The organism is Sphingopyxis granuli (assembly GCF_001559015.1).
Taxonomy (GTDB): domain Bacteria; phylum Pseudomonadota; class Alphaproteobacteria; order Sphingomonadales; family Sphingomonadaceae; genus Sphingopyxis; species Sphingopyxis granuli.
The window spans coordinates 1,700,465-1,726,118 of the sequence record NZ_CP012199.1; the positions used below are offsets into that span (position 1 = coordinate 1,700,465).

General features: G+C 55.4%; 23 protein-coding genes and 1 pseudogene. 16 read left to right on the top strand and 8 right to left on the bottom strand.

Annotation, left to right across the window (positions count from 1 at the left end; translation table 11 throughout):
• Positions 1 to 47 precede the first annotated feature (47 nt).
• On the bottom strand, positions 48 to 461 hold the full coding sequence (locus SGRAN_RS21585; protein ID WP_082737144.1) for a hotdog fold thioesterase: 414 nt from the start codon (positions 459 to 461) through the stop codon (positions 48 to 50).
• Positions 458 to 1,345, bottom strand: coding sequence for an alpha/beta fold hydrolase (locus SGRAN_RS07860; protein ID WP_067182333.1), 888 nt, complete (start codon positions 1,343 to 1,345; stop codon positions 458 to 460). Before SGRAN_RS07860 ends, SGRAN_RS21585 begins: the two co-directional genes overlap by 4 nt.
• A gap of 76 nt (positions 1,346 to 1,421) precedes the next feature.
• Between SGRAN_RS07860 and SGRAN_RS07865 the strand changes: the two genes are divergently transcribed.
• The 4 genes from SGRAN_RS07865 to SGRAN_RS07880 all read left to right on the top strand — a co-directional run bounded on the left by SGRAN_RS07865 (position 1,422) and on the right by SGRAN_RS07880 (position 5,124).
• Entirely contained in the window at positions 1,422 to 1,898 is a 477-nt protein-coding gene (locus SGRAN_RS07865) for a MarR family winged helix-turn-helix transcriptional regulator (protein ID WP_067182336.1), read from the top strand.
• 228 nt (positions 1,899 to 2,126) lie between these two features.
• The gene (locus tag SGRAN_RS07870) at positions 2,127 to 2,693 is read left to right on the top strand and encodes a MarR family winged helix-turn-helix transcriptional regulator (protein ID WP_067182339.1); all 567 of its coding nucleotides are present in this window, start codon (positions 2,127 to 2,129) and stop codon (positions 2,691 to 2,693) included.
• Positions 2,690 to 4,276 carry an ABC1 kinase family protein gene (locus tag SGRAN_RS07875; RefSeq protein ID WP_067182342.1) on the top strand — a complete coding sequence of 529 codons (1,587 nt, stop codon included), beginning with the start codon at positions 2,690 to 2,692 and terminating at the stop codon, positions 4,274 to 4,276. Before SGRAN_RS07870 ends, SGRAN_RS07875 begins: the two co-directional genes overlap by 4 nt.
• Positions 4,277 to 4,353: 77 nt before the next feature.
• The gene (locus tag SGRAN_RS07880; protein WP_067182344.1) at positions 4,354 to 5,124 is read left to right on the top strand and encodes an NUDIX hydrolase; all 771 of its coding nucleotides are present in this window, start codon (positions 4,354 to 4,356) and stop codon (positions 5,122 to 5,124) included.
• Between the two features lie 338 nt (positions 5,125 to 5,462).
• Here SGRAN_RS07880 and SGRAN_RS07885 read toward each other — a convergent pair whose 3' ends face one another.
• The gene (locus SGRAN_RS07885; RefSeq protein WP_067182347.1) at positions 5,463 to 5,714 is read right to left on the bottom strand and encodes a hypothetical protein; all 252 of its coding nucleotides are present in this window, start codon (positions 5,712 to 5,714) and stop codon (positions 5,463 to 5,465) included.
• A 371-nt stretch (positions 5,715 to 6,085) separates the two neighbouring features.
• Between SGRAN_RS07885 and SGRAN_RS07890 the strand changes: the two genes are divergently transcribed.
• The 5 genes from SGRAN_RS07890 (at position 6,086) to SGRAN_RS07910 (ending at position 10,358) form a co-directional block, all read left to right on the top strand.
• A complete protein-coding gene (locus tag SGRAN_RS07890) occupies positions 6,086 to 7,159 on the top strand; it encodes an NADPH:quinone oxidoreductase family protein (protein ID WP_067182350.1) in 1,074 nt (357 codons plus the stop codon).
• A gap of 123 nt (positions 7,160 to 7,282) precedes the next feature.
• Positions 7,283 to 7,567 carry a hypothetical protein gene (locus SGRAN_RS07895; protein ID WP_067182352.1) on the top strand — a complete coding sequence of 95 codons (285 nt, stop codon included), beginning with the start codon at positions 7,283 to 7,285 and terminating at the stop codon, positions 7,565 to 7,567.
• A gap of 57 nt (positions 7,568 to 7,624) precedes the next feature.
• Positions 7,625 to 8,443 (top strand): DODA-type extradiol aromatic ring-opening family dioxygenase, encoded by an 819-nt coding sequence (locus SGRAN_RS07900; RefSeq protein ID WP_067182354.1) that lies wholly within the window; start codon positions 7,625 to 7,627, stop codon positions 8,441 to 8,443.
• A 31-nt stretch (positions 8,444 to 8,474) separates the two neighbouring features.
• Positions 8,475 to 9,794, top strand: a complete 1,320-nt coding sequence (locus tag SGRAN_RS07905; protein ID WP_067182357.1) for an SRPBCC family protein — start codon at positions 8,475 to 8,477, stop codon at positions 9,792 to 9,794.
• Between the two features lie 18 nt (positions 9,795 to 9,812).
• Entirely contained in the window at positions 9,813 to 10,358 is a 546-nt protein-coding gene (locus SGRAN_RS07910; RefSeq protein ID WP_082737145.1) for a 3-phenylpropionate/cinnamic acid dioxygenase subunit beta, read from the top strand.
• Between the two features lie 547 nt (positions 10,359 to 10,905).
• Here the strand turns inward: SGRAN_RS07910 and dmpG are convergent.
• From dmpG to SGRAN_RS07925, 3 genes are all read right to left on the bottom strand, one after another.
• The gene (gene dmpG, locus SGRAN_RS07915; protein ID WP_067186976.1) at positions 10,906 to 11,946 is read right to left on the bottom strand and encodes a 4-hydroxy-2-oxovalerate aldolase; all 1,041 of its coding nucleotides are present in this window, start codon (positions 11,944 to 11,946) and stop codon (positions 10,906 to 10,908) included.
• Positions 11,946 to 12,863, bottom strand: coding sequence for an acetaldehyde dehydrogenase (acetylating) (locus tag SGRAN_RS07920; protein ID WP_067182363.1), 918 nt, complete (start codon positions 12,861 to 12,863; stop codon positions 11,946 to 11,948). Before SGRAN_RS07920 ends, dmpG begins: the two co-directional genes overlap by 1 nt.
• 78 nt (positions 12,864 to 12,941) lie before the next feature.
• A complete protein-coding gene (locus SGRAN_RS07925) occupies positions 12,942 to 13,877 on the bottom strand; it encodes a fumarylacetoacetate hydrolase family protein (protein WP_455363800.1) in 936 nt (311 codons plus the stop codon).
• Positions 13,878 to 13,974: 97 nt separating this feature from the next.
• Here SGRAN_RS07925 and SGRAN_RS07930 point away from each other — a divergent pair, with 97 nt between their 5' ends.
• On the top strand, positions 13,975 to 14,772 hold the full coding sequence (locus SGRAN_RS07930) for an IclR family transcriptional regulator (protein WP_067182365.1): 798 nt from the start codon (positions 13,975 to 13,977) through the stop codon (positions 14,770 to 14,772).
• 10 nt (positions 14,773 to 14,782) lie between these two features.
• Here SGRAN_RS07930 and SGRAN_RS21590 read toward each other — a convergent pair whose 3' ends face one another.
• Positions 14,783 to 15,571: an SDR family NAD(P)-dependent oxidoreductase gene (locus SGRAN_RS21590; RefSeq protein ID WP_082737146.1), complete on the bottom strand. Its 789-nt coding sequence runs from the start codon at positions 15,569 to 15,571 to the stop codon at positions 14,783 to 14,785.
• Between the two features lie 130 nt (positions 15,572 to 15,701).
• Here SGRAN_RS21590 and SGRAN_RS07935 point away from each other — a divergent pair, with 130 nt between their 5' ends.
• The 6 genes and pseudogenes from SGRAN_RS07935 (at position 15,702) to SGRAN_RS21600 (ending at position 25,120) form a co-directional block, all read left to right on the top strand.
• Entirely contained in the window at positions 15,702 to 16,544 is an 843-nt protein-coding gene (locus SGRAN_RS07935) for an alpha/beta fold hydrolase (protein WP_067182368.1), read from the top strand.
• A gap of 71 nt (positions 16,545 to 16,615) precedes the next feature.
• Positions 16,616 to 18,202 carry a class I adenylate-forming enzyme family protein gene (locus SGRAN_RS07940; protein ID WP_210434215.1) on the top strand — a complete coding sequence of 529 codons (1,587 nt, stop codon included), beginning with the start codon at positions 16,616 to 16,618 and terminating at the stop codon, positions 18,200 to 18,202.
• 47 nt (positions 18,203 to 18,249) lie between these two features.
• On the top strand, positions 18,250 to 20,436 hold the full coding sequence (locus SGRAN_RS07945) for a TonB-dependent receptor (RefSeq protein ID WP_067182373.1): 2,187 nt from the start codon (positions 18,250 to 18,252) through the stop codon (positions 20,434 to 20,436).
• A gap of 306 nt (positions 20,437 to 20,742) precedes the next feature.
• Positions 20,743 to 21,993, top strand: coding sequence for an NAD(P)/FAD-dependent oxidoreductase (locus SGRAN_RS07950; RefSeq protein ID WP_067186978.1), 1,251 nt, complete (start codon positions 20,743 to 20,745; stop codon positions 21,991 to 21,993).
• 616 nt (positions 21,994 to 22,609) lie between these two features.
• Positions 22,610 to 23,858: pseudogene (locus tag SGRAN_RS22945) on the top strand (IS3 family transposase).
• Positions 23,859 to 24,532: 674 nt separating this feature from the next.
• Complete coding sequence (locus tag SGRAN_RS21600; protein WP_172709632.1) at positions 24,533 to 25,120, top strand: TetR/AcrR family transcriptional regulator; 588 nt, start codon at positions 24,533 to 24,535, stop codon at positions 25,118 to 25,120.
• 206 nt (positions 25,121 to 25,326) lie between these two features.
• Here the strand turns inward: SGRAN_RS21600 and SGRAN_RS22955 are convergent, their stop codons facing one another.
• Positions 25,327 to 25,503: a transposase gene (locus tag SGRAN_RS22955; protein WP_228766238.1), complete on the bottom strand. Its 177-nt coding sequence runs from the start codon at positions 25,501 to 25,503 to the stop codon at positions 25,327 to 25,329.
• Positions 25,504 to 25,654 lie beyond the last annotated feature (151 nt).

Below are 25,654 nucleotides of genomic sequence, written 5' to 3' on the forward strand. Positions count from 1 at the left end.
GACCTGCTAATTTTCGCCCTGCAGTTAGTTCCATTAGGATAACGCTGCTAGCATACGTAGGCACCGCGGCCGCTAGCCAAAAGGTTGCCAGTAGGACCGTATACACGTGTTTCAGCGACCGAGATAGTTTTACCGATCTTGATTATTTTGCCCGATGCTACGAGTGGTCCCGAGGTTGCCGGGCGGTGGTAGTCGACCCTCAGATCGGCGGTCGCCTTGGCCCCTGTACCTTGCGACAATAAGGTGTAGAGCCCGGTTAAATCGATCAGAGAGGCGAGCACGCCGCCATGCGCTGAACCGATTGCCGGGTTTGACACGATCTCGTCGCGCCAAGGCATCTCCAGTTCAAGCTGCTCGCTCGAACATGACCGTAAAGTGAGGCCAAGCCACCGGTGAAACGGGGCAATCTGCAGGATCTCTTCGAGGCGCTTAGGATCGATCCTTGTCGGATTATCGGTCATGTAACGGCTCCCTGCGCACTGTGATTACGCTTGAGAAAATCGAGTATCACTGCCGAAAAGGCATCGTTGGCATCGCCAACCACCATATGTGTTGCCTCTGCGATGTCGGTGTATTCAGCGTGTGGAGCAAGTTCGAGCAATTGCGCGACCGCGTCTTCGGAGACCAGATCGCTCGATCCGCCGCGAATAATATGCAATGGCAGCGAAAGCCTGCTGGCTGCATCGTTCAGCGCATCAAATTGGCGTTCCTGATGAGCCGGATCGCTTCGCTTGGCTAGCGTAATGTTGCGGATAAAGGCCGGATCCCAATGCCAGTAGTAGCGGCCGTCTTCCTTCTCTCGCAGATAGCGCCGTAAACCCTTGCCGGCTCCGCGCTTGCGGCGATGTGGCATGTAACGCGCGATGACCTCTGCCGCTTCGTCGGGTGAAGAGAAACCGGTCTCCACGTGCTCCTCCATAAAGCCGACTACGCGCATAACGCCCCCCGTTTCCATACGCGGCGCGATGTCGACGAGAGTGAGCGACGCGAAGCGGCCCGGCGCAAGGTGTCCTTCGGCGATCAGTCCGGCCAGCCCGCCAAGGGAGGCCCCGACGAGCGCTGGCTTGCGGTCTATTTTTGAAGCAATCGCAACGAGATCTGAAGCGAAGTCGCGCGTTTCGTAAGCGCCCTCGGCAGACCATTCGCTGTCGCCGTGACCGCGCATATCAATTGCGATCGCACGGAATCCCGCATTGGCGAGATCGGCTGTGACACGTTTCCATGCGTGACGGGTCTGGCCGCCCCCATGCGCGAGCAAGACCGGTAAAGCATCGGCATTTCCGGTCGCTTCGGCTGCTATGGAGATGCCACCATCTCCCCCGATATGGAAAGTTTGCGACTGCATACCGCAACCTCTATATTGTAAATCGGTTTACAGTAAACGGCTTTATTTCCTGATCGGTTATGGTAGGTTGCCCAGGATGGCGGCCACGACGGACTATGACCCGGATACAAAGGGGGCAAGTTTCCTCACCGATACCGATCGGCTGTTCTTTCTTATGGAGGAAGTGACCCGGCGTTTGCGCAGGACCGTCGATTCTTCGGTTGAACAATTCGGGCTCACGCGGACGCAATGGCGTGCATTGGCTTATCTCTTTCGGAGCCCAGGCATGACCCAGACAGAGCTGGCTCGGGAACTGGAACTAGAGCGCGCTAGCATCGGCCGGACTATTGATCGCCTGGAAGAACTTGAGCTGGTAGAAAGACGCAGCGCGAAGAACGACAGGCGCGTTTGGCGGGTTCATTTACGCCCTGCCGCGATCGAGCTACTTCCCAAGATGCGAGTAGAAGCTGATGCGGTGCATGCTCGCTTGCTCGGGGGGATCCGTTTTGGGGAACTGGAACGCTTACGCGGATCGCTGGCCAAGATGCATGACAATCTGGGCAGCGAGCCATAATCACTCGAAATCGAGCCCGCGCCCCGCATTCGCACCCCACGTTGCCCTTCAGGGGGGACTTATGCTCAGATGAGGGACGCCGAGCGCATGCGATCATAAGATCCCGGCAGTCGTGGCAGGCGAGGTGGCCGGAGCCCTCGCACTTACCCAGCGCCGTTCGGTACCTTATCAGCTCGAGCGACCCTCGGATTCAATTTCTGCTGTAGCGTGAAATCAGCGAGTGTTTGCATGGCGGCACTGCTAGCGAATATGGTCGACGCTGAGCTTGAACACGCCAGGCTTGCGCGAGCCTTCCAAGATAGCGCGATGGATAAGCATATGTCGAAAGATGAGATACGTGATTACGCCCCCAACGAAAAGGATGACATTCTATATTTGCTAGAAGAGGTGAACAGGACCGCTCGGCGGACGTTCGACGCTCTGATCGTGGGGCTCGACCTCAATCAAACACAATGGCGGATCATCGCGTCCTTGTTGAGGGAACCTACGCTAACACAGACCGAGATTTCTCGCCTGCTTGAGCTTGAATCGGCGACGATAGGACAGGCTGTCGCAGTTTTGGTTGAAAAAGGTTTGATCGAGCGAGAGCGGGCGGCGCACGATCGAAGAGTTTGGAACCTCCACCTCACCGAGCAAGTAAGAACCATCTGGCCAGAACTGCGCGAAGCGGCTGATCGACTCCACGAAATTCTCTGGAAGGAAATGTCTGCGCCTGAAATCGACCTCCTGCGTACGATGCTTCGAAAAGTTGCGGAGAATCAGAAGCAGGCTGACACTTGCGAAGAAAGCCGATGAAGCATGATCTGGAAAACAGTGTCGGTGAACTGACGCGGCTAGCAGAACTCGGTCAGATTTTCGCCCGGCACGGTCTGAAAAATCTCGGAAGCTTATTTGGCGTTATGCCGGTTTCGGAGAAGGAGCCAGATACCGAGGACTTGCGTCCTGCATCGGTGGTGGCGCTGTTGCGCGATGTCGGCCCTGTCGGAATAAAGCTTGGCCAGCTCCTGGCGACCAGAAGCGATCTGTTTACACAACCCTGGATTTCCGCGTTCGGCACTCTCCACGACCAGGTGGAACCGCTGCCGTTCGATAAGATCGAACCGGTGATTGTATCGGCTTGGGGCAGCGACTGGGAATGTGAATTCGCCGCTTTCGAGAGAAACCCGATCGCCTCAGCCTCTATCGCGCAGACTTATGTCGCAACCCTGCTGGACGGAAGCGAGACTATCGTGAAAGTCCGCCGACCCGGCATGGCGCCCAGGATCGAGGCGGACATGAGGCTGTTGACACGGCTCGCGGGCCTCGCCGAGCGTCGGTCAAGCGACATTGCCCGCTATCGACCCGTGCAGTTCCTCCAGACATTCGCCAAGAATTTAGCGCGGGAGATGGACCTGGCGGCAGAAGCACGCGCTTGTGAACGGATTGGCGGTTATCTGGAGATGCTTGGGGTGAAGACCCCCGCGATCCACTGGCAACTTACAGGCATGACGATCAATGTGCAGGAAGCCCTGGTCGGAAAGCCTGCGTCGCGGCCCCCGGCAACTGGTCAGGGAGATAATGCCCGGTTCGCGAAGCGCTATGCCGATGCGGTGCTACGGATGATCCTTCTCAACGGAGAGTTTCATGGCGACCCGCATCCCGGCAACGTCTTCTGGATGGAAGGGAACCAGGTAGGCTTCATCGATTTCGGCTCGGTCGGCTTTCTCAGCGGCGCGCGGCGTCAGGAAATCGTCCGCCTGATTTTTGCTATCGCGAACGATCAGATAGACAAGGTGGCCGATCTGCTGCTTGACTGGGCAGGCAATCCACTCGTGGACCGCGCGCAATTGGCGATGGATCTGGATGAGCTGATCGAGGAATTTCGCGGCACAGCTCTTGCGGGGATTGAATTCTCGGCAATCTTCGATCGGGTTTTCGGATTGTTGCGCGAGTATCGCCTCGTATTGCCGCCCGACCTCGCTATTTTGCTGCGCACCCTGCTGACCGCAGAAGGCTTCGTTCGCTCTTTGGCGCCGGACTACAATATCGCCGAAGAAACGAAGCCGATCGTGATGCAATTGTTTGCCGAGCGATTTTCGATCGGAGCCGCGCGGGATCATTTGGCCAAGGTCCGCAGTGGGCTGCTTGATTTCTCGGCATCGCTGCCCGAGCTAATCGAGAACGTTGCCTCGGTCGCTCGATCAGGTACGATTCAGGTGTCCATCGACCCAGCCAGCCTGAACCATCTGACGCGGGAAGAGGACCGCAGCACCCCCGTCAAGGGTCCGGTGGTCGCCGCATTGATCGTCTCTGCCGCATTGCTGGCCGACCAATCGTTGTTACTGGCAGGCATTGTTCTGGCTTTCGCGGGAATAGCACTCATTCCTAGATGGAACTGATAAGACCATACGCGTTGAACGCTTAGATCACGGCCGCCCGGCACCGATATTGGCTACATCAAGGGAGAAGAGTGGAAATGACCGAACAGAAACCAGCCGAGGCGGTGCCTGCCGCCACCATGCTGCTGGTGCGGGATGAACCGGAGTTTCAGGTTCTCATGGTGAAGCGACATCATCAGATAGACTTCGCATCTGGCGCACTGGTCTTCCCCGGCGGGAAACCCCACTCCGATGATTCTCTGGAGGAATGGGCCGCTTACTGCGACGGGCGGGATCAGGTCGATACGACCCAGAGAATTTTAAAGATCGCTGCGATCCGCGAAGCTTACGAGGAGGCTGGCATTTTGCTGGCGGTCAACCGCGATGGCAGCCCTTTCGAAGGGGCCTGTGACCCGGACAGCCGCCGGGCAGTCGAACAGGGGGAAAGATCGTTCCTCGATGTCGTCCGGGAGTCCGATGTGATCTTGCGGCTCGATAGCCTCACCGATTTTGCCCGGTGGATTACCCCGGTCTTCATGAAGAAGCGGTTCGACACCTGGTTCTACGTCGCTCGAGCCCCGGAACGCCAAATTGCCGCGTGCGATGGCTATGAGACGGTAGATGCCGAATGGCTGTCACCAAATCGTGCTCTGGAGATGGGGCAATCGGGCGAGCGCACGGTCATTTTCCCGACCCGACTGAACCTGGAACTGTTGTCCAAGGCGAACAGTGCTACGGACTGCGTAGATCGCGCGCAGGCGCGCACGATCGTGCCTGTCCTGCCGTGGGTCTTGCAGCGAGATGGCAAGAATATCCTGACCATCCCGGAGGATGCAGGCTACGGCCCGGCAAGCGAGGTTATAGGATGAATAACGCCAAGACGATCGATCGTCTCGGCAAGAGGGGACCGGCTACCATCGTTTTGTAGCCCCGTCGCAAACCGTGTCACCTAGCTATGCGCCTGGCTTATTAGGGTTTATTGCTGTCTTGCAGGATGTTCGTTCGAAAATATTCCGGTCGGAACTCAGGAATCGCCTTTCAGTCTCTGTCCTGTTATCGCAATGAAACAGCGAGCGTTGGGCCAGATAGGTCTAGCAGCAGCATCATTAGACCTAAGAGAAGCCGAGCAAACAAGCTCCAAGGACCGAGATGAACCAGAACATCCACGAAATTAAAGTGACGCTGATCTACTGCGACTACCGGCATGTTAGCTGATCTGCACTCTTCTAATTGGCCCGATTTCTATTTTTGAATTGGTTAAGAGAGTGACGGAATGGTGAGGAAGCACCATCTGAAAGAAAACATCGCTAAGCTGCGAGTAGTGGAGATTGTTCGGGTGCAGGGCGGAACGATCGCGGATCTGTGCCGCGGGATCGGTGTCGGCGAGCCGAGCCAATATCGCTAGCGCAAGGGGAATGCCAGCCTCAAAATGGATCAGGCGCAGCTTCCGAAAGAGCATGCAAAGGAATCCCCCGGTTGCAGCGCGCGGCGTCAGAACTCACGCTATACAATCTGCTCCTTCTGGGAGGTGCAAGGTAATCATCTCAGTCTCTCGCTTCGACGATGGCGCATCGGACAGATCCGGCGAATGATACCTGTATAAGCGAATGACTACTGCTTGACCTTGATACAGCACCGCCGGGTCTCACAGCTCGTTTCACTATCGGCCTTGTTCCAGGGAAGGCGTGACACCGCCACGGCTGCCATCCCGTTCCGCCACGTTCCACCAGCGGACCGTATTGGTGCCAGAAGCAGACTTGTAGAAACAATCGGTGCGGACCACTCAGTGCGGCCGGTTTTTAGGCCAGAGGGGAAAAGGCTCGGAAATTCATGCGAGCCATTGCTTTTATGCCCCAATTGCAGTCTTGCCGCAATCTCCATACCTATGCGAATGGTAATTTGCGGACACGGGAGTTTGAGTTGGAAACCATGAAGGCTTGGATCGTCAGGAAATATGGCAATCCGGAGGAGATGGTCTTAGGACAAACTGCCATGCCGAAGCTGGGGGAAGGGCAAGAGAATCGGGCGGACACTCTGGTCAAGATTGACGCTGCAGGTCTGAATTTTGCGGACGAAATCGCGATTGCAGGAAAATATCAGGATCGGATAAAACCGCCGTTTGTGCCAGGCAACGAGTTGGCGGGAACGGTCGTCGAGGCAATCCCGGGTTCTCGATTCTCTCCCGGTGACAAGGTCGCATGTCAGGTCCGCAGTGGTGCCTTTGCACAATATTGTGGCGTCGCTTCTGACCGTCTGATGGCGATAGGAGACTTACCAGCCTCGGTGGCCGCCGCGCTTCCGGTTTCCTACACCACTGCCCATGTCGCCCTTTTCGAAAAGGGTAATCTCAAGAAGGGAGATACGGTCCTAATCCATGCGGCGGCAGGCGGATTGGGCATCGCTGCCACTCAGCTTGCAAAAGCAGCGGGAGCTCGCATCGTTGCCACGGCAGGCGACGAAGACAAGCGGCGAATCGCTAAAGAGAATGGGGCTGATCATGTGATCGATTATCGTCAATCTGACTGGTCCGAGCGAGTAAGAGCTCTGGCACCAGATGGGGTCGATATCGTCATGGATCCGGTCGGCGGCGAAACTTCGGAACAGAGTCTGCGTCTTCTGGCATGGGAGGGCAGGCTGTTAGTATGCGGCTTTGCCGGTGGGACGGTTCAGGCGCTCAAGGCGAACTACATGCTGGTTAAGTCCGCCAGTGTGCACGGTGTATACTGGAGCTTCGACCGCTCGCCGGAAGCGATTCGCACCATACAGCAGAAGCTGGTTAATCAATGTGCCAGAGGCGAAATTCGCCCCCTAATTCGGGATGTGTATCAAATGGATGAACTCGTTTCAGCAATGGAGTCGCTGCGCTCTCGCGGAACGGTAGGTAAAGTCGTGATTGCCATGTAGCAGCAAACGGTCTGATTGGGCCGGCTCAGCGACCTCGAAGGCAAAACCATACTCTTGCGTATTGACTTTTCGACCCGAAGATCCGATTGAACGATATCTGAGGTGCCGGAAGGGACGTGACAGATGAGTTTTGGAGCCGTCGAGCAACTGTTTTACGACGTGAGTACCAAACGGAATTCCCGCGCAGCGTTTCGCGAGGATGCCACAGCTTTCGCAGAGAAGTACGCCCTCAGCGAGCTAGAACGCGACATGGTCTTGTCCATGAATGCCGAGGGACTCTTCGAGTACGGCATTAACCCGATGCTTCTGATGGGCTTCTGGACAAGCGTAAACGGACCGCAATCGATGCCGGATTATCTGTCCCGCGTTCCGACGCTGACGTCACAGCTCGAGACGGTAAGCGAATGAAGTGAGAGGCCGGCGGCAGCGAAGCGCTTACCCGTCTATCTTTAGGAGAGTTTCAAGATGGCCGAAATAGTCGGCGGCTTCATCATGCCGCATGATCCATTGTTGTTTGTGAACCCAAAGAAGAAAGAGCGCGACCACCTGATTGGCGCTTATTCGGAAATTCGCGACAAAGTAAGCAAGTCCGGCGCGACGAAGGCGATCATCTTCGGCGCGGACCATTATATTCTCTTCGGCCCTCGCTGTCTGCCACAGTTTCTTATCCCGACAGGCGAGCTTCATGGTCCCATTGACCGGTTGCCCGGTGTTGGAGATTCACCGATCGCCAGCGATCCGGGTTTCGCAGAGTATTTGGTCGGCCATGCCCATCAAAGCGGCTTCGACGTGTCTGTGGCGCGCGACTTGGGGGTGGATCATGCAATCGGGGTGCCCGCCCAGCTTGCCCTTCCGGCCGACGGGTCGGTCAAGACGGTTCCCGTTTATATGGCGAGTGGCGTAGCGCCGTATGTTCGTCTCCAAAGGGCATATGATTTCGGACGAATGATTGGCGATGCCATTGCGAAAATGCCCGTAGACGAATCCGTAGTGTTGATCGGCAGCGGAGGGATCAGCCACTGGGTGGGCACCGGAGAAATGGGGCGCATCAATTCCGAGTTTGATCGGAAGGTCCTCGACTGCATCGTTTCCGGCGATGCGACCCCTCTCCTTTCAATGACAGACGAGGAAATAATGCGCGAAGGCGGCAACGGTGGAATGGAGATTCGTCATTTTCTTGCAGTGATGGGTGCTCTGCCGGCGGGCCGAGGCGAAGTGCTCGCTTACGAAGCCTGGGATGGCGGCGTTACCGGCCTCGGCTTTGCGGAGATACTGCCCGCCTGAACGGGTCGGGTTCGAATAGCTGGAGAATGACATGACTGAATCGCTCTTGAAGCCGGATAGTAATGCAAAATTGGCTGCGGGCATCGAGGAACTCGTCGACGCCGAAGCGGGAAATATTGACCGCCGGATCTTCTGGGACGAATCTATCTACAACCTGGAGCTTGAACGGATTTTTGCGCGATGCTGGATTTTTGTCGCGCATGACACGCAATTGCCCAATGTTGGCGATTTTCTAACGACGACAATCGGTGAAGATGCGGTCATCGTGTCGCGTGGCGAAGACGGCAAGATCCACACCTTTCTCAACTCCTGTACGCATCGAGGTAATCGCGTGTGCTTTGCAGAGGCGGGCAACTCCCGGCGGTTCACATGCAATTTTCATGGCTGGTCCTACGGTCTCGACGGTAGCTTGAAGAATGTCAGTCGCCCGCAGTCCTATAGTGGAAAATCGAACCTCGATAAGTCCAAGCTTGGCCTGCACAAGGCGCGTGTCGAAAGCTATAAGGGGATGCATTTCGCCTGCTTCGACCCGGAGGCCCCGTCGCTTGAGGAATATCTAGGCGAATTTCGCTGGTATCTAGATGTGATCCTCGACAATGACGAAGGTGGTATCGAGTTTATCGATGGCAACATCAAATCTCGGCTCAAATGCAATTGGAAATTCCCGGCAGAGAACTTCGTGGGCGACTCGTATCACGCTCCCTGGACGCATAGCTCAGCCTTGATCGCAATGTTCGGAAAACAGCCGACCATGCGACCTGACCGTTCTTATCATGCCAATGCGAACGGCCACGGCTGGGAGTTTGGACTGGATTTCATTGGGAACGCGGCAACGCTCAATTCACCGCCGATTATCGACTATCTGCGTGAGCAGGAGGCGAAATTTGCCGAACGTCTGGGGAAGGTTCGCAGCAGGATGGTAGGCGCTCTAAGCTCCGCTAACGTCTTTCCCAATCTTTCCTTCCTGGCAGGTCACAACACTTTTCGGACATGGAACCCCAAGGGTCCAAGGAGCACGGAACTTCACACCTGGGTGTTCCTGAACGCAAATGCCCCGGAAGAACTCAAGGAAGAATATCGCCGCGGGGTAATGTTAACCTTTTCTCCGGCGGGTGTGTTCGAAATGGATGACGGCGAGAACTTCGAGAATTGCACGGCGGTCAATGTAGGCGTGGTGACCCGGCAGCAACAGCTTCACTTCGGGATGGGCCTCGATTCGAAAATCGAACACGAGGAACTGCGCGGCAATGTTTATCAAAGCCAGATCAATGAAGCGAACCAACGGGCCTTCTACCAGCGCTGGGCAGATCTGATGGGTGCAGAAACCTGGGCCGACGTTCCTGTCCGTTAGAAATATTCAGAGGTAAATGTGAAGACTCTCGAACAAACCACCCGGCGCGATCACTGCTCTGTGTCAGCCGAGTTACTTTTGGAGATACAGCAGTTTCTGTATCGAGAAGCCCGTTTGCTCGATAACGAGCAATATGATGAATGGCTAGAATTGCTGACGGACGATATCCATTATTGGGTACCAGGAGTGCAGGCCCGCTATCGAAAGGATGAGGCGAAGTTCAGTTCCGAACGAATGGCCTATTTCGACGACGGCCTCGAATATCTCAAGATCCGCGTGGCACGCGCCAAGCAGCCGTCGGCATGGGCCGAAGATCCACCCACCAGGCATTTTCACCTGATCGGCAATATCGAGGTCTTACCTACTGAAGATTCTAACGAGTGGACGGTCCATTCTGTGATCCTCAACCATCGTCATCGGACTGAAGACGATGAAATGGAACTAAAAGCCAGACGCGTCGATACAATCAGGCGGAACTCAGAAGGTCTGCTCCAACTGGCGCGCAGGAAGGTCATCTTGCAGGAAACTGTCTTGCAAGCAAAGAACATCAATACGTTCCTTTGATTGTGTGAAGGCCCTTCTGCTTGCCCGCAACTGGGCCGAATCTGTTGCATAGGCCTGGCGGCGTAGGTTGCCCGAAAGTACTCTTGCCGCTGTTGCTGACGGCCTCTTGGCGGCTGCCACCGTGCGGGAAAAGTGGCTCGGAACGATGTAGAGAAGCAGGTGTCGTTTCTGGCACCGCAGCTGATCGGAACACCCCACGGCCTTGACAATTCCGCAATGTCAGGATCGGCAGCGCAAGATAGTGTGGATTGCTTCGCTATGGCCGGTCTGCCCTTTCGGGAGAGAAAACGAGACTTGGTTTCAATGAGGTGACAGTCGATATAGCGCCGATAATCAGGGAGTTCGCGATTTTGGCGGGTCGGAGCCTTTGCCAAATGGTCGGCAGGATACGACCCCAGGCAGAGTTCTTAGCAAAGCCTGCGGTGATGAGGTTGTCCGCTCCCTGTCGCGTGGGTCCGAGGACTTCTCGTCCAATTTGGCCTCCCGACAAGGAGCGACAGCAACGCCTTTCGTAACTTCGTTCTGTTTTGAAGTGCTTGAATCGCCGTCAAACCAGATCGCGTTCCTTGGCCATCGAGAGCGCGGTGTCTTCGATCATGTCCTCCTGACCCCCGATCATTTTCTTGCGAGCCAATTCCATCAAGATATCACGTGCAGACAAGCCGTACTTACGTTCGGCTTCTTTGGCCTGATACAGGAAGGTTGAGTAGACCCCTGCAAAACCGAGCGTTATGGAATCCCTGTCCGCACGGGGCGGCTGAGGCATGATCGGCAAAACCCGATCCTCTGCTACGTCCATCAGCTTAAACAGATCCACCCCGGTTTCGATGCCCAATCGCTCTCCGACGGCAGCCATCAGTTCGAGGGGTGTATTGCCAGCGCCAGCACCCAATCCGGCAGCCGAACCGTCGATGCGGTCCGCGCCCGCGGCTACAGCAGCCAGCGAATTGGCGACTCCCATCCCGAGATTGTGATGAGCGTGAAATCCGATCTCGGTTTCGTCCTGCAAAGCTGTGCGAAGGATGGTGATGCGATCGGTAACTTCATCAGGCAGCATGTAACCTGCCGAATCAACACAGTAGATTGTTGTTGCTCCATACCCTTCCATCAACAGCGCCTGCTCAACCAGGTGCTCGGGCGGCGTCATATGCGCCATCATGAGAAAGCCGACTGTATCAAGCCCAAGTTCCCGTCCCAGGCCAATGTGCTGTTCGGTAACGTCGGCTTCGGTGCAATGCGAGGCGACATGAACACATCCTGCCCCGCAATCGGCGGCCATCCGCAACTCATCCAGAGTGCCAATGCCCGGAACATGGAGTACCGAGATAGTCGCCTTTTTCACTACCTTGGCCACTGCCGAGATATATTCGCTATCCGAATGGAGTCCGCGACCGTAATTCAGGGATGATCCTCCCAACCCGTCACCGTGAGTGACCTGGATCAACGGCACCCCTGCGTCATCAAGCCCGGAAGCGATATCGACCATCTGATCCAGCGTGATCTGATGCCGCATGGAATGCATGCCGTCGCGCAGACACATATCATGCAGCTTGAGCTTTTTACCCCTAACCTGTTCTTCGAGTGTCATCATGCGTTCTCCTTCAATGGTGAGAGTTCAAGTCGGCCATCAAGGATGTCTTGTGCAAACATTTCGGCCGTGCGCGCTGCAGCGGCAGTCATGATGTCCAGATTTCCTGCATATTTGGGGAGAAAATCGCCAAGTCCCTGCACTTCCAGAAAGATCGAGACTTTGCGCCCCTCGAAAATTGGCCCGTTCTTCAATTGGTAGCCGGGGACATATTGTTGCACAGCAGAAATCATCTCGTGCACGGATGCGGTGATCGCTTCCTGATCCGGCTCGTCGACTGTTTCGCAATAGACGGTGTCACGCATCATCAGCGGAGGCTCGGCCGGATTGACGACCACGATAGCCTTGCCTTGCGCTGCACCTCCCACTTTCGCGACTGCCGCAGAAGTGGTGCGCGTGAACTCGTCGATATTCTTCCGAGTACCCACTCCGATCGACTTCGACGCGACCGTTGCGATTATCTCGGCGTAATCCACGCTTTGAACATTGCTGATGGCGGCGACCATCGGAATCGTGGCCTGACCCGCGCATGTGACCATGTTGACGTTCATTGCCTTACGGCCTGCCAGATCCTTGAGATTCACCGGGGGAACGCAAAGCGGGCCAAGGGCGGCGGGCGTCAGGTCGATCATAAGAATGCCCAGCTCGTTCAGCTTGCGGCTGTTTTCGGCGTGGACATAGGCCGAAGTCGCATCAAACGCGATGCTCACTCCATCCTCGATCGCGTGAGGCACCAGCCCGTCAACCCCTTCAGCAGTGGTCTTGAGGCCCAGTTCCTTCGCGCGGGCCAGACCTTCGGATCCGGCCTCAATACCCACCATCCAAACGGGTTCGAGAACTTCGGAACGAAGCAGTTTGTAAAGCAGATCGGTGCCGATATTCCCCGGCCCGATTATTGCGCATTTAATTTTGTCCATCCGAGCATCCTTACTTTGTCACTAGAGTGCGCCGAGGTCTGTCACCTCGCTGCTATCCTTGCCGAAGCACGCGATTGGCTAAGAAAAAATCATGCGACAGGACCCAAGCCCGTCGCTGAGGTTAAGTTGCAGCGTGTCACCGCTGGATATGTCGATCATCGGACCAAGTGCTCCGGAAAGGATTATTTCGCCCGCCCTGAACGGCATTCCAAGCTCGCCAAGCGTATTGGCCAGCCAGGCGACAGAGTTAAGAGGGGAACCCTGAACAGCGGCGCCGATCCCGCTCGCAACCTCGACTCCATTACACTCGATTGTCATGGCCACTTTTGCCAGATCGATCTCACGGGGATCGACCCGCTCGGTCCCTATCGCGAATATTCCGCACGAGGCGTTATCCGCGACTGTATCCTGAATTCTGATATCCCAGTCTTGAATGCGGCTATCGACGATCTCGAAACAGGCAGTGACATATTCGGTCGCCTCCAGTACATCGGCGGCGGTCACGCCAGGCCCGTTGAGATCATGTTGCAGGATGAACGCAATTTCGCCTTCTGCCTTGGGTTGGATGAGTGATTTGTGATCTACCGTAGCGCAATCGGGAACCAGCATTCGATCGGTCAATTGTCCGAAATCAGGCTCGAACACCCCGATCATTTCCTGCACCACTTTGGAAGTAACGCCGATCTTTTTGCCGATGATCTTTTCGCCAGCTTCCAGACGGCGCGCGACCATTCGTTCCTGGACGCGATAGGCGTCGACAATATCTATCTCCGGATGGCGATCCCGCAGATTGGAAACCGTTCGGCCCTTGATCAGTGCGCCGTAGAGTTCATCACCCAGGGAAGATATTATTGAACTTTCGAGTGGCATTGCCTTAAATTCTCCCAAACGTGCGCATCGAAACGCCCTTGTATCTTTTGCCGATCTCGTCTCCTGGCCACCATCGAGCAATTCACCGCCCGTCCAATCTGAGCAGTCAGCGAATCCGGCACGGTTCGAAAACGGCGTCTTCAATCTATGTTTGTGTCTGTGCGCTATCGTTTGGCACCCTGCCAAGCTTGACCGGCGGCAATTGAGGCCTAGAGCCTCACTCTGTGAGAGGAGCGACAAGATGAACGATGCATCCAGCACATCGGTTGTCGAGCGAATACTCGACCTGATCGGTTGCCTTTCGTCGGCGCCCAAGACGGTAAGGGAAATCTGCGAACATACCGGCATTCCCGTTTCTACAGCTCACCGGCTCTTGAGGCCGTTGGTCGAGCGCAAATTTGTAATCCGGCAACGTCGAGGATTATACGCTCTCGGCATCGCCAGCGTGGAAATAGCGGTACGTGCGGATATCGATTCGATTATTACCACTGCAACCCGGCCCATTATGGCAGACCTCGCCAAGACTTGCAGGCGTACGGTGCATCTGGGCGTCTTTCGTGACAATCTTGTACGCTATTTGGTCAAGGCCGAATCCGGGTGCCGACGGTCTCCTTCTCGGGAGGAGATCGAGCTCGAGGCTTACTGCACAGCGATTGGCAAGGCCCTGCTTGCTCAACTGGAACGGGACAGGCTTGAAGACTATCTTGCCTTGGGCGATTTCGTTCCTCTTACGGACAACACAATATTCGATGTCGATGACCTGAGACAAGAAATCAACGGCGTACGCCGACAGGGATGGGCGATAGATCGAGGGGAGATGTATCCAGAGCTGCGCTGCCTCGCGGTGCCGATACGGGGCAGGACCGGCCTGTTGGCGGCGGTGTCAGTCACCGAGGTCTGCAACGACGTTGATCCCGAGAAAGCGGAACAGGATTTGCTGACGCTTTTTCCGCGCATCGTTGAAGCGGCAGAGGCAGTTTCCGATGTTTTGCGAATGCCAGGGGACGAGGTTCGCGAGAAGCGAAGTAACAAGACTTGAAGTGCTCGGCCTAACCCATTCGCGAGATCAATCCGCCATCGCTGACCAGGATCGTTCCATTTAGGTTTACTCCATCTCTAGGTGACGCGAGAAGCACATAGCATCCGGCATGATCTTCCGCCTCTGCCGCCCTTGCCAGTGGCGATGCCTTCGCCACCATTTCAACTGTGCGCTGTTCGGAATCGAGACGACGCGATGCGCTCTCCAGTGTGTCCAATCCCGAAAGGCCCGTGACAGTCCCGCCAGGAGCAACGCCGTTAACGCGGATTTGCGGCGCCCATTCATAAGCAAGTTGATAAACTATGCCCCGCAGTGCGAACTTGCTGGCAGTGTACAATGTGCCACCGCCGCCAGCTCTGAAACTAGCATTGGAGCAGGTCACTATCAGAGAGCCCGTGGATTTCCGCAACGCATCTGCGGAAGCTCGCGCCAAGAGCAAAGTCGACAGCACATTAATTCGGAACAATTCCTCGAACGCTGCCTCCACGTCTTCCATTTTCATGCGATCTATACGCTTGTACCAGTCGTAAACGCCGGCGTTCGCTATCGTGGTGTCCAGTTTTCCGAATTTTTCCTGCGCAAGTTCGACGCCCGCTTCGCAGATCGCAGCCTCTGTGCAATCTCCCGCGAGGACAGAGCACCGATCCCCCAAGTGATCCGACAAATCCGCGAGAGCGTCGGCATTGCGATCCAACGCAACTACATTCGCTCCTTCCTCGACGAGACGTATCGCCACTGCCTTGCCGATACCTGAAGCCGCGCCAGTGATTAACGCTGTTTGGCCCGAAAGTTTTCCCATCAATTCTCACCCTCTGGTTTTTTGTCTATTTCAGATCAACCATCCATACTCCAGCGTATTGACATCTTCCAAGGTCCCTCGCAACAGACAAGGAAGAAGAATTTGGCGAAATGCTGCTTTGGAGAGAGGTATGCCCGGTAATACGGAGCTTCCCGATATCGGGTTGTCGATAGACGTCGACGGTATCCAGACAAATTATCACGATTGTGGAGAAGGTGACCCCGTCATCCTCCTTCACGGTTCGGGTCCGGGCGTGACCGCCTGGCAAAACTGGCGAGGAATCCTGCCAAAACTTGGGGAAACGCACAGGGTTCTGGCCCCCGACATCGTGGGCTTCGGCTTTAGCCAACTGCCTGAAGGAGAGAAGCCGGGCATCAAACTGTGGACGCGGCATCTGGCGGGCTTTATAGAAGCCCTTGGCCTCGACCGCGTAACGCTGGTCGGCAACAGCTTCGGTGGTGCCCTCGCGCTGGGAATGATGGCTTTTCATTCCGACAAGGTGCGCTCGCTTATTCTTATGGGCACACCGGCTGGTGAGTTTGAGCAGACGCAGGGATTGGCGGACAGCCGATCCTTCGAGCCCAGCATGGACGCCATGCGCGCTATGATGAAGGCATTCCCATACGATCCGTCAATAGTTACCGACGAGGCAGTGGCCGCGCGCCTGCGTGTGGCGGAAATCGCCAGCGGGAAAGAGACAATCCGCAAGCTGCAGCCTGGCGCTGATCAAGCATCGAAAGGTCCACGAATCGTCAAGGGCATTCCGCTGGAGCAGTTGAAAGCTATCGATGCGCCAACGCTGATTCTGCACGGCCGCGAAGACAAGATGATTCCATTGCATGTTGCAGTGCGAATGCACGAACACCTCAAGCGCTCCGAGATGCATGTCTATGGTCAATGCGGCCACTGGGTCCAGCTAGAGCGTGAGCATCAGTTTCTGGACCAAATACGCGCATTTCTCCGTCGCAATTGAAATCCTCGCTAGCCGTATTTCTTGGCCGCAAAATCCTTAACACAGTTTCCGGCGAAATGGTATTTATGCAGATGTCGAAAACCAGAACCGAGATACTTCGTCGTCTCAGTGAAGGCGATCGAGCTTTCCTGCGCGAAGAATATAGTGATGTCGTGACCATGTTCTGGGACGCGGTAGAAGCTTGTCCTGAAAAGCTGGCACTGATTGAGGGAGATCGAAAACTCTCATACGAGCAGTACGGTTCTGCGGTTGCAGGTCTCGCTGCGCGCATTGGCGAGATTGTCCCGCCATCAGGCCGTGTCGCGATTTCCATCCCGAATTCTATCGAGGCAAACGTCGCCATTTTCGCTGCATTGAGCGCTGGTGCCGAGATTTCGATGGTCAATGCCGAATATACGCCGCGCGAACTTGGAGTGTTGTTCGGGATTGCGGAGCCCGATCTCGTTCTGGCGGGTGGACAGAACGCCACGGTCGCCGGTGCCACCGCCGGCAGCATTGGTAAACCACTAGCGATCGTGGGCGAGGGCGGCATTGCGATCGAGCAGTTGCTGGAAACGCCGCCAGAGCGGCCGGGACTCGAAATAACGGGCGAAAGCCCCTGTATAATCATGTTTACGGGTGGATCGACGGGCGCACCGAAGGGTGTCCGGCGCTCTCAAAGCTCGGAAATGAGCTGCATCAAGGCAATGCAAACCGCTTGGCCTACTCGCCTATACGAAGAAGTCTGGCTTAATGTTGCCCCCGTCAGCCATGTCTGGGGCCTGCACATGGGGTGCTTCAATCCTGTTTATGGGCGCGCTCCCCTCGTAATCGTTCCGCGCTTCCAGCCAGACGTCACGGCAGGTCTGATGGAAAAGCACAGGGTCAGCGTCTTCAGCGGTGGTCCGGCGGCTATCTATCAGGGACTCCTTGCAGCCCCTGATGCCGACTTATCTGCGCTGTGGCTGTGCCCTGGCGGCGGTTCGGTATTCTCTCGGCAAACCCTTCTGCGTTGGGAGGCCAAGACCGGCCTTCCGATACTCGAGGCATTTGGCATGACAGAAGGCGGCCCACTGACGGCGCAACCACTCGACGGCTCGCACAAGTACGGCACTGCTGGCCTCCCATTGCCCGGTATCGAGGTGGCCATTGCTGCGCTCGATGGAAGTGGCAAGCGGCTGGATCCGAATGAGAACGGTGAAATTTTGATCCGCGGAGAACGTGTCATTGAGCAATACATGGGCCTTCCACCATGTGCAGATGACGGATGGCTCCCCACCGGGGACATCGGATGTTTGACTTCGGATGGTTTTCTGACAGTCGTCGACCGCAAGAAAGACATGCTCATTGTTGCGGGATTTAATGTCTATCCCAGCGAGATCGAGGAAGTAATTTCCCAAGTTCCGGAGGTCACGGATGTGGCTGTAATCTCAGTGCCTGACGATCGCAAGGGTGAAGTGCCCTTTGCTTTTGTAGCAATCGACCAGGGGGCCGGGATTACTGAAAAGACACTCCTAAATCACTGCGCCGAGCACCTGACCAACTACAAGATTCCGCGAGCAATCGTCTTGCTTGACGAGCTTCCAAAGACGCCCGCACGCAAGCCGGACAAAAAGAGGCTCGAGAAACTGGCTAGAGATTTTTTGAGGAAGCAAGGCAATAAAATTACTGCAAAGTAATACAGGAATAGATTGCTAATTTTATTATGCCAAATTGGGGAGGTTTTATGAAAGTATACTTTTTAACAACGGTGGCTGCGCTGCCGGTTTTGCTCTGCCCGGCCGCAGCTTTTGCGCAGGGTGCATCTGAGGATCAAGCGGGCGAGTTCGCAGGAGCGACCGAGGCACAGGCTGAGGAAGGCAATGGGACGATTATCGTTACCGCCACTCGCCGTGAGGAAAGCCTGCAGGAAGTGCCAGTCGCGGTGACGGCAGTTTCTACCGAAGCGCTGACGACATCCGGCGTCGAGCAGGTCCGTTCACTCAACCAGCTTGTGCCCGGATTCAATGGCGGGCGCAATCAGAACGTGATGCAGCCCAGTATCCGTGGCGTAGGATCCAGCGGCACCTCAGTGGGTGATGAATCGAACGTCGCCGTGTATGTCGATGGGGTGTACCAAGGCGATCCTTATTCGACACAGATTGATCTCGTCGAAGTTTCGCGGGTAGAGGTATTGCGCGGACCGCAAGGTACGGTATTCGGTCGTAATGCGACCGGCGGTTTGGTTAACGTCGTGACGCCGGATCCGCAGTTCGCGCCACGGGCCTGGGTAAGGGGAAGCTGGGGCCGACTGCGCGAAGACTCGAACAATTTCGACATCCGCGCCTATGCAACCGGCGGGTTGACAGACTCGATCGCTGCCGATCTGGCGGTACTGTACCGAAATCAAGATGGATACGCGACTGACTTGGTCAGCGGCGGCACAGTCGGCGATACCGAAATTGCTTCCATCAGATCCAAGCTGTTGTTTCAACCTAGCGACGATGCTGAGTTCGTTCTGACGGTTGCCTACGTCGATACGCACGAAGAAACTGCGGCGACCGCCCAGCCTTTTGAAGGCAACACCCGTGGCGCACAATTCGCCGGAGCGATCATCTCTGACGAGCCTTGGGAAATCTCGAACTTCGCCTTTGGAACACCGGGCTTGTCGGAATTCACCCGTCTCGATCTTGCGCTGAAGGGGCAGATTGATCTGGGCGGAGTTATGCTTGAATCGACTAGTTCTTATATGAAGACGCGCGTCCATCAGATCGCAGATTCCGATGCCACCAACATCCTCCTTGGTGAAACGAACATGCGGGTAAAGCCCGACACATTCACGCAGGAACTTCGTCTGATTTCGGACAATGCCAGTCCGTTAAGTTGGACTGCCGGCGTTTATTACTACCAGCTTGAGGGCGAGCAGCCGCTCATATTAATAAATCGCCAGGATACGGCGACCCCTGTTACGCCGATCACGATTGAACCTGAAATCAAGAACTCTTCGATAGCGGCATTCGCCGAAGGAACCTATGAGTTGGCACCAAGGCTTTCGGTAACTCTGGGCGGGCGGTTCACCACTGAAACACGAAAGTTTTCTCAACGGATTAACGGGAATCAGCTCTTCTCCGATGCAGAAGAAGATTTCGATAAGTTTACCTATCGGGTGGCTGTCCAGTATGAAGCTTCACCTGACCTGAACCTTTATGCGACCTATGGGACAGGCTTTAAGAGCGGCACGTTTAACACGTTCAGCGCTTCCAGCGTTGCTGTCGAACCCGAAACCATCGAAGCACTGGAATTCGGCATCAAATCCGATCCATTCCCATGGCTACGCGCAAACCTTGCGACCTTCTATTATACCTATGACAATCTGCAAGTTACCGCGCGGGCGGCGGACAATTCCTTCGTTCTTCAGAATGCTGCAAGCGCGGAAATCTACGGCGGTGAGCTTGAACTTTCAGCAGAGCCCACGCGAGGCCTCAATCTGAGAGCTGCCCTGGCTTACACGCATGCCACCTACGATGAATTTGAAAGTGCGCAGGTGTTCATTCCTCAGCCCGGTGGGGGAAACATGGTTGCCTCGGCTGACGCATCAGGAAATCAACTTGTCCGTACGCCAGAATTCACTTTGACGCTGGGTGGTCGCTACACTTTCGATGCGTTTCAGGGTGAAGCATTTATCGGCGGCAACCTGTTTCATTCGAGTGAGGTTTATTACGACTACCTCAACATTTTCGGTCAGGATTCATATGAACTGCTTTCAGCCGAGATCGGCTGGATTAGCCCAGATGATGATCTGACATTCCGGGTTTACTCCAAGAACCTTACGAATGAAGCGGTGGCTCAACAGATCTCACCGGGTCCGCTCGGGGCATACATCATTTATGAGCGCCCACGCGAAATAGGTGCAAGTGTAGAATTAAGATTCTAACCTGACGGCTGGAGGGAACGCTGAATTAAAGTCAAGCTGTACTCTCCAGCATCACCTCGATTGGGGTCACGTCATTGGAGTAGGCGGTCTACTCACGCATTGCCGTGATTGCTGTAGGGGCGCTACATGTCCGGACCAGGCGGGGCTGGTAATACCAGAAAGCGCCCCATCCATGAACTATGACCGAAACGACGAGCCCCACAGCTCCGGCAATTGCACCGAGACTTCTCGGCTGTTTTGCCAGATGCCGAAATTTGAGCATCAGACGGGATCGAGCGTCCCAATCATTGAGGAGGACCGGCGTTGATTGATCGTTTCGACGTGCTGATTGTTGGTACTGGGCACGGTGGCGCCCAGACTGCGCTGGCGCTCCGCCAGAATGGCTTTGAAGGCACCATAGCCATGTTGGGGCGAGACAAAGAACCACCCTACGAACGACCACCTCTATCTAAGGAATATCTCGCGCGTGAGAAAGAGTTCGAACGCATCCTGATTCGCCCCGTCAGCTTTTGGAAAGACAAGCAGGTGCGCCTGATGCTTGGTAGTGAAGTCGTCGCGGTTGATGCCGATGCTCGCACCGTTGCGTTGCAGGATGGCCGAACGTTTGGTTATGGAGAGTTGGTGTGGGCCGCGGGCGGCTCACCACGCAAGCTAACTTGCGAAGGCGCTGACCTCCAAGGCATCCACTCCGTGCGCGACAAGGGGGATGTTGACGCAATCACGGGCCAACTCGGTAACGGAGCGAGGCGGGTCGTGGTGATCGGCGGCGGCTATATCGGACTAGAAGCGGCAGCCGTGCTACGCAAACTTGGCTGCACTGTCGTGTTACTCGAAGCAATGGAACGCGTATTGGCCCGCGTCGCGTGCGAAGCGATTTCCCGGTTCTTCGAGGCACAGCACAGAGTGCACGGTGTGCAGGTTCGACTCAATACAGTGGTCGACTGCATTCAAGGGGATGGTACCAAAGCCACCGGCGTGAAGTTGGATAATGGTGAAGTTATCCACTGCGACATGGTCATCGTCGGCATAGGCATTGTTCCCGTCGTCGAGCAACTTTCCGCAGCTGGCGCCGATACGCCTAATGGCGTGGCCGTCGACGAGTATTGCCGTACAAGTCTGCCGCATGTCCACGCCATCGGCGATGTCGCCCTTCAAGCCAACAGTTTTGCCGATGGTAAGATGATCCGGATTGAGAGTGTGCAAAACGCCGGTGGGATGGCAAATACAGTTGCGAAAAACCTGTGCGGAAGCCAAGTTCCTTATTTAGCGACCCCTTGGTTTTGGTCCAATCAATACGACTTGAGGCTACAGACGGCTGGCCTATCTGCAGGCCATGACAAGACCGTTCTACGCGGTGATCCGTTCAAACGAAGCTTTTCGGTGATCTACCTAAAACGGGGTAAGGTCATCGCACTCGACTGTGTAAATGCGATGAAAGACTACGTCCAAGGCCTTAAGCTAGTGGAGGCAAGGGCAGAAGTCGCGGTCGAGGCGCTGGTTGACTCTGAGACGCCGCTGAAGAATCTCATATCGGTTCTGAGAGGTGAGAAAAAGTGAAAACTCACGACGACTATTGTGAATGGCTACATCGTTTTCTCCCAATCGATGACTGATATCAAAGTATTAGGGATAATTATAATTGAACGCAAAGGTGTTGAATGGGGCGAAGGTGAACGAAAGCCTCAACCAAGAAATGGTCGAAGCGACATATTCCGGTGGCGAGCATGAAATGGCTGATCCCCGGATACCCGGGGCCGGTCGGCCCGTTGACCTGCACTCAACCTGGCTCGTTTGAATCCGTCCGATAACGCGGTTGGCCGCGCAACGGTTGTCTCGGCATTTGATACACCGGATGCTGATTAACGTAGCTCCCAAAATTTGCTCGGGAAAAAATCAAAGTCAAACCGCTTCGTTGCGCATGTGTTCGGTTGAAGTGTTGGGCGCCTTAGCGGAGCCAGTTGGGCGTTGCGGGAATAGCTGTTGCGTTATCAGTTCTGCGCCGAACGCCGCCGGATTTGCGTACACCAGAACAGTTGCGTTCTCTCCCGATTGTAGTCCTCGCCCAAGGCAGCGGCTCGATCCAGGCACGGGCTACTCTGCCACCTGAATCCTGGACCATTCGCGGTTAGACTTTTCTGCCGTAGATATCCTTGGCTGGCCGAGGAGTTATGGCATGAAGGCATCGGAGTTGACGGACGCGCAGAAGGCGTTCGTCATCAAGCAGGGTGAGGAAGGGACGCCGGTGGCGGAGATCTGCCGCAAGGCGGAATAAGCCGGACGACGTACTTCAATTGGAAGAAGAAGTACGCCGGACTTTTGCCGTCGGAGGTGCGGAGGCTGCGCGAGGTCAAGGACGAGAATCGGCAGCTGAAGCAGATCGTCTCAGACCTGACGCTCTATCGTGCGATGCATCAGGATGTCATCAAGCGTAAGCTCTGAGGCCGGATCGAGAGCGCGAGATCAACGACGAGGTTCGGCAGGACTTGCAGGTGACGATCCGCAGAGCATGTGCCATACTGCACTTCGATCCTTCGACCTATCACTACTGGTTCCGCCGCAACGATCCGTCATTTTTTGAAGGAGCGTATCAGGGAGACCTGCGAGACGCATGTCCGCTACGGCTATCGGCGCGTGTACTACATTCTTCGCCACCACGGTTGGGGCGTGAACATGAAGAAGGCCTATCGCCTTTACAAGGAGTTAAGTCTTCAGCTCAGGAACGAGAGGTCCAAGCGTCGGGTGAAGGCCAAGCTGCGGGAGGATCGATCGATGGCGATCCGGCCGAACGATGTGTGGGCGATGTTCTTTGTTCAAAACCAGCTTGCGACTGGTCGCAAACTGCGCATCCTGACGGTAGTCGACACGTTTTCGCGTCTGTCACCTGTGATCGATCCGCGGTTCAGCTACCGGGGGAAGATGTGGTCGCAACGCCTGAAAAGGCTTGCCAGAAGATCGACTATCCAAAGACGATACGGGTGGACAATGGCAGCGAGTTCATCTCGCGAGACATGGATCGGAGGGCTTACCAGCGCGGTGTTACCTTGGACTTCTTTCGCCCTGGTAAGCCCGCAGATAACGTGTTCATCGAAGCGTTCAACAGCAAGCAACGGGTGAATGCTTGAACGCGCACCGCTTCCTGTTGCTGGGCGAGAGCGGTGCCGCATCGATAAGCCGTTCGAGCCTGGGCTCCTGAGCGGGGGCGACCGCATCCTCAACCACGACGAGGCCGGAAACCAGCGAAGGCTGTGCAAGGTGCTTGCGAAAAGCTGGAGGCGTAACGTAGACACTACGACGAAGAGCGACCGCACAGCGCGATCTGGAATATCCCTCCGATCTTGCTGCCAAACTCAGCCGGTGCGACCAACCCACCGGACCTGAGCCAGGTGGAAAACTCCAGGCCCGCGTGGTCCAAGGTTCGGTAGGAGTATAAGCAACCGAATGGCTCTAATCCCAACTGGGGGACAGCCGGGGGTCTCGTCAGCTACCTTCATGAAAGATGATCACAAAAGGCGGGGCGTGATCCCTCCAAAAAATTGCGTTGGTGTTTCCAGGAGTCGTTTCAAGTCTCCTGCGATTCGATAGTATGCCGCCAACGAGCTCGTTTCGTCTTGATTTATCTCACGTGGACCCAATAAACCAACCGGGCTATCAGTGGCCAACCGTTGCCAGCCCCCATGTTGCCCATAGCTCTGGCAAGGCGACCTCGTGAGCTGATCAAAAGCCGTCGGATATTGAAACAGACTGGGTACACAAAGGCAGAACGGCAACTTCGAGCCTCAGAAAGGACCATATGGGAAAAATTGCGCAAGTGCCCCCTCTTCGCCGAGTGGTTACTCTCATCTCAACCATACAGGGGATCTGGGCCCCAAATCGGGCGGACCTCAACAATTCACTTGTTCACGCAATCTTAGCTCATTCTGCGCAATACTAGAAATGCACCGGACTTCGTCGCAGTCGTCGCAAAGTGGGGTGAGTCGACGCGTTGCTTTAAAGTTTATCTCCTGCACGAAAACGCGTTTTGGGTGTAATCTTACCTATCGAACCAGCGGATATCATGCAACCTTGGCTGGGCACGAGATTAGATATTGGGACATATATGCTTAACGATAAGGGTAAGAGTGGCGATTCTAAGCAACTATCGAAGGACGCATGGCTAAAACACACCCTCAAAACCATTGGCGAGGTGGGTGTCGCTAATATTCAAATAGAATCCCTTGCTAAAGATTTAAATGTTACAAAGGGTAGTTTTTATTGGCATTTTAAAGGAAGAGACGCACTTTTGAATGATGCCCTCTCATATTGGTACGAAACTGCAACAAGGATAATTGGTCGTGCCGCCAATCGCAGTTTCAGCGATCCTATTGATCGTCTAAGATATTTTTTCAGTTTAGCATTTAATCAAAGGTACGATGTCCCTGGTGGACCGGTTGAGCGGGCCCTGCAAGAATGGGCCCGGGTTTCTGAAGCGGCATCAAAAACAACCCAACGTGTCGATCAAGAACGGATTCGGTTAATTGCAGATGCCTACATCGAACTTGGAAAAAGCGAAGTCGATGCACGTCGAATTGCTACTATGGCTCTTGGTCAGATAATTGGCCTAAACGTTCTTTCGCGATCCGAACCCAGGGAAGATCTTACTGATTATAATAAAGCATTTCAAATTATGTTCCTTACCTCGGGATGACAGCGATTCAGCAGTCGTTGCTGGGGGATCGAAATGGCCGGCAACCGTGGTCACGCTCAGTAGTCCGCTCTGAATGACTGACCGGCTGACGCCCGTAGCTTCAAGCGGAGGGGCTGAAGCCATTTTTGTGGGTACGCCGGTCAAAATAGCGCTTGAAGATGTCATTGGGTGAAGTTGCCGGAGGTGGTCGAGAGGTAATCGCGTTGTCAAAAGCGCTGTTCCGAGTAGCGCTTGCGCATGTTTTCGAACTCCTGCTGGATTTTGCGCGAGGAGCGCCCCTTGGCCTGGCGCACGAAATCAGCGACCGAGAATTGTGGTGGGATTTTGACGAACATATGCCCGCAGTCGCGGGACAAGGACCAGTTGCTAATCTTCGCGCCCATTTGGGGCAGACCTGGCAGATGATTTCGCGCAATCCCAGTCGGACTTTGCCGTGCAGTACCCCGAGAGATACTTGGGTGCCTAGACGAGGTGGTGGCGATCGTGAAAAGTTGTGTGGCCGCCGACCGAAGTCGGAAGGGTAGCTCCCCGGGC